Below are 12,906 nucleotides of genomic sequence, written 5' to 3' on the forward strand. Positions count from 1 at the left end.
GCTCCCGCCTGACCGTTAGATTTTACACGCGCCGCTTTCGCAGCCGTCATCCTGGATTGAAGGTGCCATGTCATCCTGCGCATCTTCAGCCCCGTCACGGGTGTTTTGATAGTAAAGCGTTTTCACGCCGAACTTATACGCCGTCAGCAGATCTTTCAGCAACTGCTTCATTGGCACTTTGCCGTTGGCAAAACGCGAGGGATCGTAATTAGTGTTCGACGAAATTGCCTGGTCGATGAACTTCTGCATCACGCCAACCAGTTGCAGATAACCGTCGTTGTTTGGCATTTCCCACAGCAGTTCATACTGATCTTTCAAACGCTCATACTCTGGTACCACCTGACGCAAAATCCCGTCTTTAGAAGCTTTGATACTGATATGACCGCGTGGCGGTTCAATGCCGTTGGTGGCATTGGAGATCTGCGAAGAGGTCTCAGACGGCATCAGCGCAGAGAGCGTTGAGTTGCGCAGGCCATGGGTTTTGATCTGCTCACGCAGGCCATCCCAGTCCAGATGCAGCGGCTCGTTGCAGATGGTATCGAGATCTTTCTTATAGGTGTCGATCGGCATAATGCCTTGCGCATAGGTGGTTTCATTGAACCACGGGCAAGCACCTTGCTCTTTCGCCAACTCATTCGAGGCTTTCAGCAGGTAGAACTGAATCGCTTCGAAAGTTTTATGCGTCAGGCCATTGGCACTGCCATCAGAGTAGCGCACGCCATTTTTCGCCAGATAATAAGCGTAGTTGATTACACCTATACCCAAGGTACGGCGGCCCATTGCGCCACGCTGTGCGGCTGGGATCGGGTAATCTTGATAGTCGAGCAGGGCATCCAGCGCACGAACTGCCAGCGTTGCCAGCTCTTCCAGATCGTCCAGGCTTTCAATTGCACCCAAGTTAAACGCTGACAGCGTACACAGCGCGATTTCACCGTTCTCGTCGTTAACATCGTTCAGCGGCTTGGTCGGCAGCGCGATTTCCAGACACAGGTTGGACTGGCGAACCGGCGCGATGCTGGCATCGAACGGGCTGTGTGTGTTGCAGTGATCGACGTTCTGAATGTAGATACGGCCGGTTGAAGCACGTTCCTGCATCATTAAGGAGAACAGATCCACCGCTTTAACGCGCTGTTTACGGATGCTGTCGTCTTTTTCATATTTGGTGTAAAGACGTTCGAACTCATCTTGATCGGCGAAGAACGCGTCATAGAGGCCCGGCGTGTCTGACGGGCTGAACAGGGTAATATCTTCACCTTTCAACAGGCGCTGATACATCAGCTTGTTCAGCTGCACGCCGTAGTCCATGTGACGTACGCGGTTGCCTTCAACGCCACGGTTGTTTTTCAACACCAGCAGGCTTTCAACTTCCAGATGCCACATTGGATAGAACAAAGTCGCTGCGCCGCCGCGAACACCGCCCTGAGAGCAGGATTTAACGGCCGTCTGGAAGTGCTTATAGAACGGGATACAACCGGTGTGGAACGCTTCGCCACCACGAATTGGGCTGCCCAGTGCACGAATACGGCCTGCATTGATACCGATACCGGCACGCTGCGAAACGTATTTCACAATGGCGCTGGAGGTGGCGTTGATAGAGTCGAGGCTGTCGCCACACTCGATCAATACGCAAGAGCTGAACTGACGCGTTGGCGTACGCACACCAGACATAATTGGCGTCGGCAGTGAGATCTTGAAAGTTGAAATCGCATCGTAGAAACGCTTGATGTAATCCATGCGGGTATCACGCGGATAACCGGAGAACAGACACGCTGCAACCAGGATATAGAGGAACTGCGCACTTTCGTAGATTTCGCCCGAAACGCGGTTCTGCACCAGATATTTACCTTCCAGCTGCTTAACCGCCGCGTAGGAAAAGTTCATATCACGCCAATGGTCGATAAACGCGTCCATCTGCTCGAACTCTTCAACGCTGTAGTCTTCCAGCAGATGGCTATCGTATTTGCCCTTATCAACCATGCTGACCACCTGGTCATACAGTTTTGGTGGTTCAAACTGGCCGTACGCTTTTTTACGCAGGTGGAAAATAGCTAAACGAGCAGCGAGGTACTGATAGTCCGGGGCATCGCGAGAGATCAGGTCTGCAGCGGCCTTGATAATGGTTTCATGAATGTCAGAGGTTCTGATGCCATCATAAAACTGAATGTGGGAACGCAGTTCAACCTGTGAAACGGAGACGTTGTTCAGCCCTTCAGCTGCCCAGTCCAGCACACGGTGAATCTTGTCGAGGTCAATGCGCTCCTGGCGGCCATCGCGTTTAGTAACGAGCAGACTTTGGTTCATGTCGCGTTTTTACCTTTGCGTGAGTATCCAAAAATTAAAAGAAATCCCGGTTTATACACAGCATATTCATTGTGAATAATGTTGTGGATAAACACTACATCTAGGGGTTCAGGGGGAAATTCATAACAATATGGGGGCATATTCTAGTAATTTGCTGCAGCTTAACAAGAGGAAAAAATGATGATTCTGGGCTTGTTTTTTTTGCGAAATTTCCTAGGCCGCGTGTTGTAAGGCTCGCCATCGTGTCAACCGGTTTGATAAAAAATTCCCTTTCTTGAGCGACCGCTGATTTTTCATTCATTACTGACGTTTTTCCAATCTATGGACTAGCGGCTCACTCAGTGGATCGAAAAACGTATCGTTAATCAGCGCGGGTTATGCATTTAAACGGTGGGTAAAGGATTCGCTAAGCAAAGGGGAGGAGTATAAATGACAGCGGGCGCGCAAACGGGTTGCGCGCCACACAGATTAGTTTTTGCTGTGACGCGTGTGGATCATGTAGTTCACATCCACGCCGCGGCCCAGACGAAACTTATTGGTTATCGGGTTGTAGTGCAAGCCGATGATGTTCTGCTCGCGCAGCGGGGTTTCATCTACCCAACCCAATAACTCTGAGGGCCGGATAAACTTTTTCACATCGTGCGTGCCGCGCGGCACCATACGCAGCACATATTCCGCACCAAATACCGCCATCAGCCAGGCTTTGGGGTTGCGGTTGATGGTGGAGAAGAAGACTTCGCCGCCCGGTTTCACCAGACGCGCGCAGGCATGAACCACCGAGCGCGGATCGGGAACGTGCTCCAGCATCTCCATGCAGGTCACCACATCATATTTTCCGGCGTGGGTTTCCGCGTGATCCTCCACGGTTTGCTGAATGTAATCGAGCTTCACGCCCGTTTCCAACGCGTGCATACGTGCCACTTCCAGCGGTTCTGCGCCCATATCCAGCCCGGTAACCACGGCACCCTCGCGCGCCATGCTCTCGGCTAAAATGCCGCCACCGCAACCGACATCCAGCACGGTTTTACCAAATAAGCCGTTGCTGTGTTGCGCAATATAACCAAGGCGCAGCGGATTAATGCGGTGCAAAGGTTTAAATTCACCTTCGAGATCCCACCAGCGTGAGGCAACGGCCTCAAACTTGGCAATTTCCTGCGCATCGACGTTCTGCTGATGATTCTGCGGCTGTGCATTCATTGAATCGTAACTCCTGACAAAATGTTGACTGAGTATAAACGCTTAAGCCGTTGCGGCGCACCTCTCAGACATAAGGAAAAGCGGGTGAAATAGGTGGTTAACGTTCACCAGATGAATGCAGTGTGATATACTTTCGCACCTTTAAAATCCGGGATTAAGTAGAGGGATAGCGGCTCCATGAGCGACCTTGCGAGAGAAATTACACCGGTCAATATCGAAGAAGAGTTAAAAAATTCTTACCTCGATTACGCCATGTCGGTCATCGTTGGCCGAGCCTTACCCGATGTGCGTGACGGCCTGAAGCCGGTGCATCGCCGCGTACTCTTCGCGATGAGCGAACTGGGTAACGACTGGAATAAACCCTATAAAAAATCTGCCCGCGTTGTCGGTGACGTCATCGGTAAATATCACCCACACGGTGATTCCGCCGTTTACGACACCATCGTACGTATGGCCCAGCCTTTCTCCCTGCGTTACATGCTGGTGGACGGTCAAGGCAACTTCGGCTCCATCGACGGCGACTCCGCTGCTGCGATGCGTTATACCGAAGTACGCATGTCCAAAATCGCCCACGATCTGTTAGCTGACCTGGAAAAAGAGACCGTCGATTTCGTACCGAACTACGACGGGACTGAACAAATTCCTGAAGTTCTGCCGACAAAAATTCCTAACCTGCTGGTGAACGGTTCGTCCGGTATCGCGGTAGGTATGGCGACCAACATTCCGCCGCATAACTTGCGCGAAGTGATCAACGGTTGCCTGGCGTATATCGAAGATGAAGACATCAGCATTGAAGGGCTGATGGAGCACATTCCGGGGCCTGATTTCCCGACTGCCGCCATCATCAACGGACGTCGTGGCATTGAAGAAGCTTACCGCACCGGTCGCGGCAAAATTTATATCCGTGCTCGCGGTGAAGTTGAAGCAGATGCAAAAACGGGCCGTGAAACCATCATCATTCATGAACTTCCTTATCAGGTGAACAAAGCGCGCCTGATTGAGAAGATTGCGGAGCTGGTGAAAGAGAAGCGCGTTGAAGGCATCAGTGCACTGCGTGACGAGTCTGATAAAGACGGCATGCGCATCGTCATCGAAATCAAACGCGATGCGGTGGGTGAAGTGGTGCTGAATAACCTTTATTCACTGACGCAGCTGCAAACCTCGTTCGGCATTAATATGGTGGCGCTGCATCAGGGCCAGCCTAAGATTATGGCGCTGAAGGAGATTCTGGAAGCCTTTGTTCGCCATCGTCGTGAAGTGGTTACGCGTCGTACCATTTTTGAACTGCGTAAAGCGCGCGACCGTGCGCATATCCTTGAAGGCCTGGCGATTGCGCTGGCTAACATCGATCCTATCATCGAGCTGATTCGCCGTGCGCCAAACCCGGCGGAAGCGAAAAGCGGCCTGATCTCGCAGTCATGGGCGTTGGGCAACGTTTCAGCCATGCTGGAGCGTGCAGGTGATGATGCAGCACGTCCAGAATGGCTTGACGAGCAGTATGGTATTCGTGAAGGTCAATATTACCTGACCGAACAGCAAGCGCAGGCGATCCTTGATTTACGTCTGCAGAAACTGACCGGACTTGAGCATGAAAAATTGCTCGACGAATACAAAGCGCTGCTTGACCAGATTGCTGAGTTACTGCATATCCTGCAAAACGCAGAACGCTTGATGGAAGTGATCCGCGAAGAGCTGGAGCTGATGCGCGATCAGTTCGGTGACGAGCGTCGTACTGAAATCACTGCAAACAGCGCGGATATCAACATCGAAGACCTGATCAATCAGGAAGACGTTGTGGTCACGCTGTCGCATCAGGGTTATGTGAAGTATCAGCCATTAACGGATTACGAAGCGCAGCGTCGTGGCGGTAAAGGTAAATCTGCGGCGCGAATCAAAGAAGAAGACTTCATTGATCGTCTGTTAGTGGCTAACACCCACGACACCATTCTGTGCTTCTCAAGCCGTGGTCGCCTCTACTGGATGAAGGTTTATCAACTGCCTGAAGCCAGCCGTGGCGCACGTGGTCGTCCAATCGTCAACCTGCTGCCGCTGGAAGCCAACGAGCGCATCACCGCAATTCTGCCGGTGCGTGAGTATACTGAAGGCTTCAACATCTTTATGGCTACCGCCAGCGGTACCGTGAAGAAAACCGCGTTGAAAGAGTTCAGCCGTCCACGTAGCGCCGGTATTATTGCCGTCAATCTGCGTGAAGATGATGAACTGATTGGCGTAGCGTTGACCAACGGCAGCGATGAAACCATGCTGTTCTCCGCCGCAGGTAAAGTGGTGCGCTTCGCAGAAACCGCTGTGCGTGCAATGGGTCGTACTGCATCGGGTGTTCGCGGCATCAAGCTGGCGGAAGGCGATCGCGTTGTATCGCTGATTGTGCCACGTGAAGATGGCGCGATTCTGACCGTAACGCAGAATGGTTACGGTAAACGTACCGCTAACTCGGAATACCCAACCAAGTCGCGTGCGACGCAGGGTGTTATTTCGATCAAAGTTACCGAACGTAATGGTCCGGTCATTGGTGCGTTACAGGTCGTCGATAGCGATCAAATCATGATGATCACCGATGCAGGTACGCTGGTACGTACGCGCGTTTCAGAAGTCAGCGTCGTGGGCCGTAACACCCAAGGTGTGATACTGATTCGTACTGCAGAAGATGAAAACGTGGTTGGATTGCAGCGCGTTGCCGAGCCGGTTGAAGAAGAAGAGCTGGATTCAATCGACGGTAGCGTCGCGGAAGGTGATGAAGACATCGCACCGGAAGCGGATATCGATAATGCCGATATCGACGAAGCCGATCTTGAAGACGAAGATGACGCACCGGCTGCTGACGAAGAAGAGTAATCTTTCCGCAGCAAGTTAGGTTCGTCATAACAACGGCAGGTCAGGGGAAACCCGGCCTGCCGTTTTTTTTGGTTTATTTTTCAGCGTAATGAGGGTCACTTTATATCCGAATAAATCCAGCGGAGAAGCGTATCCCATTGCTAAGGAACTCCGCATCCAAACGGATCGGCTGCCCCGCATTTTTTCCCGACGGGCAAATTGTCTAAAAGCACATTCAAAGATTCCCAAATAGCCCGGCAAACCCGCACCCGGCTGGCTTTTTTCGCGTGATAAAGCTAGTGTATGGGCATTCCAAATTCATCATGCGATTAATCTTGCCAACTGCGAGTTTCCTTTGAAATATCCTGTCTCATTTCGCACTACACTTCGCATTTCGCGCTACCTGTTCAGAGCGCTGGCGCTTCTGATCTGGTTGTTAGGCGCGGTACTGACCTCGTTTTACATCATCAGTGTACTGCACGATAAAGAGAGTCAGGTGCGTCAGGAATTCGCCAGTAATTACGGCCTGACAGAGTGGTATATTCGCCACTCAGCAGACATGATGCGTGAGCTGAAATTCATCACCGAAAACCGCTTAACCAATGCCAGCAACGGGCTGGATGTCTTAACCGGTATGATGCCCGGCAAATCAACGCAGCCTCAATTCACACCGCTGTTTTCCGATGGCGATTGCACCTCAATGAGTAATACCTGGCGCAATTCGTTGGATTCTTTGAGTTATTACATTAATTACTGGAAGAGTAATTTCGCCTCTTCTTATGAACTCAATCGGGTGTTCTTTATCGGTGGTGAAAATCAGTGTCTTGCTGATTTCACCATTGGCAGCAGCAATATTGATCGTGAGCGCAGCCTAAAGTCATTGCGTGAACACGTACTGCGCTATCGCAACAGCAATGAAGAAGAGCGACGTAATCCGATGTACTGGATTAATAACAGTACCCAACCGGGCGTGGGCAACTTCTATATGGTGGTGCCGGTTTATGTGGCGAATAAACTGCAGGCATTGTTGGGTGTTGAACAAAATATTCGCCTGGATGAATTCATTCAGCCGGGCAATTTACCTGTTGTAGCCACTATTCTCGATGAGAATAATCGACCGTTAATCTCTTCACGGCGTGGTGGCGTGGGTTTCTCAATGGATGACCTGCCGGATGATAAAACCTGGTTTGGTTATCTCGACGGTTATCGCCAGTTAGTCCTGAAAAAGCCGCTGCCGCCATCAGACTTAAATGTGGTGTGGTCGGTCTCCACCCATGTGCTGGTTGACCAATTAAAGCTGATGATGATCAACGCACTGCTGCTCAATATTTTTAGCGCGGTGCTGTTATTTACCTTAGCCTGGCTGTTTGAGCGCCGCATGTTCCTGCCTGCTGAAGAGAACGCGCATCGGCTGGAAGAACATGAACAGTTCAACCGTAAAATTGTCGCGTCGGCGCCTGTGGGCATCTGTATTTTGCGTACCAGCGATGGCACCAACATCCTCAGCAATGAACTGGCTCATAACTATCTGACCTTACTGACGCAAGAAGATCGCCAGCGACTCAACGAAATCATTGGCGGCCAACAGGTCAATTTTGTCGATGTGCTTACCGGCAGCAATACCAACTTGCAAATCAGCTTTGTTCACTCTCGCTATCGCAATGAGAACGTCGCGATTTGCGTGTTGGTGGATGTCTCCGCGCGTGTTCGCATGGAGCAGTCATTGCAGGAAATGGCGCACGCGGCAGAGCAGGCCAGCCAGTCCAAATCGATGTTTCTCGCCACGGTCAGCCATGAATTGCGTACGCCGCTGTATGGCATTATCGGCAACCTCGATCTGCTACAAACCAAGAAATTGCCAAGCAGTGTCGATGCGCTGGTCACGGCAATGAATAACTCTTCCAGCCTGCTGCTTAAGATCATCAGCGACATTCTCGACTTCTCGAAAATTGAATCGGAACAGTTGAAGATTGAACCGCGCCCATTTGCGCCACGTGAAGTGATCACCCATATTGTCGGCAACTACTTATCGCTGGTGGTGAAAAAACGCCTGACGCTTTATTGCTTCATCGAACACGACGTGCCGCAGGCGCTGGATGGCGATCCGTTGCGCCTGCAACAAGTCATCTCTAACCTTCTTAACAACGCCATCAAATTTACCCATACCGGCTGCATTATTCTGCATGCCTATGTATTGGACGGTTATCTGGCGTTCCGCGTGCGCGACACCGGCGTGGGCATTCCCGCGAAAGAGATGCCACGGCTGTTCGATCCTTTCTTCCAGGTGGGTAATGGCGTGCAGCGTAATTTCCAGGGGACCGGATTAGGCCTGGCAATTTGTGAAAAACTGATCAACATGATGGATGGTGATATCGAGGTCGATTCTGAACCCGGCATGGGCAGCCAATTCATTGTGCGTATTCCGATCTACCAAGGTCAGCAACCCTCGCCGCCACTGCTGGAGGGTATGCAAGACAAAACCATTTGGCTGGCGATGCGCAATGAGTACTTAGCCGAATTTATCACGCGGCAGTTGCAGCAGCAGGGCCTTCGCGTGGCTGAATATCTGGGCAAAGTGGGCAATGACGACGTGCTGCTGGCCGATTATGAGTTGGAAATGGATGCGCCATTGCGTGCGGTTATCACCTTTGACGGCGGGCATGCTGATATGCCGCGCGAACGTCAGTCGGGACGTTGGGTTCACAGCACCGCCACGCTGCATGAGTTGCCGACGCTGCTGGCGCGTATCTACCGTATTCCAGTAGAAAACGAAGCCGCAGATGCGTTGTTGTTAGCCGGTGCCGTGGAGGAGAAGGTAAACAACGACGACATTATGGTCCTGATCGTCGACGATCATCCCATAAACCGCATGTTGCTCTCTGAACAACTTGGCACATTAGGTTATCAGGTCAAAACGGCTCAGGATGGTGTGGATGCGCTTAATGTATTGAGCCGCAATGAGATCGATATCGTTCTAACCGACGTTAACATGCCTAATATGGATGGCTATCGCCTGACGCAGCGCTTACGCCAGTTGGGCCATGTGTTCCCGGTAGTGGGCGTCACGGCCAACGCCTTAGCGGAGGAGAAGCAGCGCTGTATGGATGCGGGCATGGACAATTGTCTGTCGAAACCGGTGACGTTAGATGTACTGAAGGTTACGTTAGCGATTTATGCGGATCGGGTACGGAAAGCGCGGGAAGGGTAGAGCGGTAGGGCAGAATGAAAAGGCGGTGCTGAGTGCACCGCCTTCAGGAACAGCTTAATCTCTTTCGACTTGCGTCGCGCTAACAGAAGATAAGTAGTTCAGCAGGGCAATATCATTTTCCACGCCCAGCTTCATCATCGCCGACTTTTTCTGGCTACTGATGGTTTTAATACTGCGATTCAGTTTCTTAGCAATTTCAGTCACCAGGAAACCTTCCGCAAACAGACGCAGTACTTCACTCTCTTTTGGTGACAAACGCTTGTCGCCATAACCACCGGCACTGATTTTCTCCAGCAGTTTTGCCACGCTTTCTGGCGTATATTTCTTGCCTTTCTGCAGTGCAGCCAGTGCTTTCGGCAGGTCAGTTGGTGCACCTTGCTTCAGCACAATTCCTTCAATATCAAGATCCAATACTGAACTCAGAATTGCCGGGTTATTGTTCATGGTCAGAACGATAATCGACAGGTCTGGATAGTGACGTTTAATGTATTTAATCAGTGTAATGCCATCACCATACTTTTCACCGGGCATTGAAAGATCGGTGATCAGAACGTTAGCATCCAGTTTGGACAAGTTGTTAATCAGCGCTGTTGAGTCTTCGAACTCACCTACAACGTTAACCCATTCAATTTGTTCCAGAGATTTTCGGATACCGAAAAGAACAATTGGATGGTCATCGGCAATAATTACGTTTAAGTTATTCATCTTATTGGTTACCTTGCTGCAGCAGTTGTTTGACATAAGCGTCAATATCACTGGTGGTATTTGTAATGTTTGAATCGTCACACGCTTTAATGTGTTGTTCTAACTCTTCACAAAGCTGTTTACCTGGCGTCAAATTGAGCATGGCAAACACGCCTTTTAGGCGATGCGCTGTCTGAGCAAGCGAGGCGTAGTCCTTTTCCGCCGACTCAGTATACAGTCTCTTTACATCATCCGGTACTGTCTCAGTAAACAGCTGGAAATAGCCCCCGCTCATAAGCGGTGTAGCAGCCTCTTCTTCGGCGTCATCCTCCATAACATCATGGGACAATTGCTTCTCAATCAGCGCCAGCAACGCATCCAGTAACGCGCTGCTGAGATTGAAATTAACCCGATATTGCTGTTCGTTCAGTGCGTGATAACCTAACTCATCCTCAGCCAGCAACAAAGCCCAGCCGCTGAGTTTCGCCGGATCGTCAGTCACTAATACGTCATGATCTTGTCCTGAAATACGCTCATCCGGCGTGAGACAACGTGCGCCCCAGCTCTCTAAATGGCGACATACGATTTTGTGCACATCCTCCACGGCAATTTCTACCAGTGCGGTCACGCCGTCGAGAATTTTCTCTTCTTCCTCAACGCTTTTTTGCTCCAGCGCCAGCGGCAACTGCATATTGTAGCGTGTGCCGATGTCAGCTTTTGCCACAATTTCCAGACTGCCACCCATCTGCTTGCACAGCTGTTTGCACAGGAAAAATGCCATGCCGGAAGCTTGTCCATAACGATCCTGGCTGGTGTCGCCAAGGAACGGGAAATCAACGTTTGCCAGTTCATCAACCGTTAATCCAGCGCCGGTATCAACCAGTTCGATAGTCAGACGATCGGCACGCTGCTCCAGCGCTTTGACATCTAGTGAAATCTTGCCCCAGCGCGTGGTCGTTAAGGCGTAATGCATCAGCGTGGTCAAAACCTTACGCAATGCGCGACGATCGCCGAAACGCATCTCATCGTTGGGCTGATGATTATTCATCACCAGCGAAAGCCCTTTACGGCGCATCAGTGGCAAGCTTTCCAGCGCGATCTCATCCAGCAGATCTTGCAGATTAAATACCGTGGCATCTGGCGACCAGTCATGCGCTTCAAGGCGATTCAGCAGCACAATATCATCGACAAGGCGCGATAATCCCTGGCTCTCATCCAGCACGTCAAGCACGGTTTCGTCTTCATCGCGCTGGCTCAGCTGTACCAGTTGCGTCACCATTTTTTCCAGCGGCAGGTTGAGCGCGTGACCCAGATTCTGCAGCAATTGCTGACGCATCTGATGGTTACGATCCAGAACTTGCTGCGCTTTTTGCAGCTTCTTATTAACCAATAATTCCCGATCCTGATCGCGCATCATAAACAGTTGGGTATGCGGCGACAGCATGCTGCGCGCGTGGCGAATCTCATACACTTCGTTGTTAATGGTTGCCTGCAAAACGCCCTGATGCTGATCGGACATATTAATGATTTTTTGCAGATTAAGATGCGGCAAAAGATGTTCTGCGATCTTATTACTCAAAATGGTGCGGTTGCTGGCGAAGTCATAAACCAGTAAACCGACCGGCAAACTGGCGACGATCTCTTCATTTAACACCCGCAGAGAATCAAGCTCTGCAGTCTGATTCTCACTGGGGCGCAGTGATTGCTGACGCAGCAGCGCCATCCCGGCAAGGGAGAGCAGGAACAGCAGCAGATTAATCAGCAACGGCCACAATAGGTTGTGCAATGTATCAACAAATAACCGGGTAACAGGGACATGATAAATCAGCTGCAGCGAGGTGCTGGGCAACGTGGCAGCAATTTCAAGATTGGGATTCGCTAACGTGATTTGCGTGCTTTCTGCTGTTTCTTCATCGCTGCTATTGGTCAGCGCTGTATCCTGACGCAGCTGGAAATTTTCCAGCGGCATATTTTGCGGAATCAGATCGTTAATCGGCAGATCAAACGCCACCACCGTTGCCAGATGTCCCGGCTGATTAAAGGTGGTGCGCACCGTAAAGTAGTGATCGTTTTGAAACGCCAGATGGCGCAACGGCGAGAAGCTTTCGCGCTCATCCAGCGCATTCGCCTGCTGAAGCATCTCGGCACGGCGGCCATCCACCAGCGAGCTAATCGCGCTCTCTTTATAGCGCGTCGCCATATCTTTCAGCGGCAGCGTAGAGATCATGATCAAGCTGTTATCCTGACCATTCAGGAAATACATCGACCAGGTCGGATTTTCTGCGCCCCATAACGTATCAAGGTAGTTTGACATGCGCATGGTCATATCAAGCGTGCTGCTGTCATGAGAGCCAAAGATCAGCGCTTCCGTTTTACGACGGGTTTTTTCGAGATAATAGACATCCGGGCGCAGACGCGTCTCTTGCAAGCTGCTGCTTGGCGCCGTTCCTGCCGCGCTGGTGGCGAGGTTCTCGTATATCTGCCAGGTGGCAAAACGATACGCATCAATACGCTTTTGCATTGCGCGCGCCACATCAGTCATGGCATAGCGTTTCTCAGTAAGCCAGGCATTAACCGAGTTGTGGATAACAAAGCCCAGCGCTAATAGCAGCACCAGATTAAACACTAAAAAGAAGCGGGTGACATTGCCGGATGTCAGGGGAAACTTGTAGAACATAGCGTCT

General features: G+C 51.0%; 6 protein-coding genes. 2 read left to right on the forward strand and 4 right to left on the reverse strand.

The window, feature by feature from the left end; genetic code table 11:
- Positions 1–15 precede the first annotated feature (15 nt).
- Positions 16–2,301 carry a class 1a ribonucleoside-diphosphate reductase subunit alpha gene (nrdA, locus tag MUG06_RS01640; RefSeq protein ID WP_243077521.1) on the reverse strand — a complete coding sequence of 762 codons (2,286 nt, stop codon included), beginning with the start codon at positions 2,299–2,301 and terminating at the stop codon, positions 16–18.
- A gap of 468 nt (positions 2,302–2,769) precedes the next feature.
- Entirely contained in the window at positions 2,770–3,498 is a 729-nt protein-coding gene (ubiG, locus tag MUG06_RS01645; protein ID WP_243077522.1) for a bifunctional 2-polyprenyl-6-hydroxyphenol methylase/3-demethylubiquinol 3-O-methyltransferase UbiG, read from the reverse strand.
- Positions 3,499–3,675: 177 nt separating this feature from the next.
- Here ubiG and gyrA point away from each other — a divergent pair, with 177 nt between their 5' ends.
- The gene (gene gyrA, locus MUG06_RS01650; RefSeq protein ID WP_243077523.1) at positions 3,676–6,351 is read left to right on the forward strand and encodes a DNA topoisomerase (ATP-hydrolyzing) subunit A; all 2,676 of its coding nucleotides are present in this window, start codon (positions 3,676–3,678) and stop codon (positions 6,349–6,351) included.
- Positions 6,352–6,685: 334 nt separating this feature from the next.
- Positions 6,686–9,538 (forward strand): two-component system sensor histidine kinase RcsC, encoded by a 2,853-nt coding sequence (rcsC, locus tag MUG06_RS01655; RefSeq protein ID WP_243077524.1) that lies wholly within the window; start codon positions 6,686–6,688, stop codon positions 9,536–9,538.
- Positions 9,539–9,592: 54 nt separating this feature from the next.
- Here the strand turns inward: rcsC and rcsB are convergent, their stop codons facing one another.
- Positions 9,593–10,243: a response regulator transcription factor RcsB gene (gene rcsB / locus MUG06_RS01660; RefSeq protein ID WP_215846130.1), complete on the reverse strand. Its 651-nt coding sequence runs from the start codon at positions 10,241–10,243 to the stop codon at positions 9,593–9,595.
- Between the two features lies 1 nt (position 10,244).
- Positions 10,245–12,899 (reverse strand): phosphotransferase RcsD, encoded by a 2,655-nt coding sequence (gene rcsD, locus MUG06_RS01665; protein WP_243077525.1) that lies wholly within the window; start codon positions 12,897–12,899, stop codon positions 10,245–10,247.
- Positions 12,900–12,906: the final 7 nt, after the last annotated feature.

The sequence above is a fragment of the Pantoea sp. MQR6 genome, from assembly GCF_022761075.1.
GTDB lineage: Bacteria > Pseudomonadota > Gammaproteobacteria > Enterobacterales > Enterobacteriaceae > Pantoea > Pantoea phytostimulans.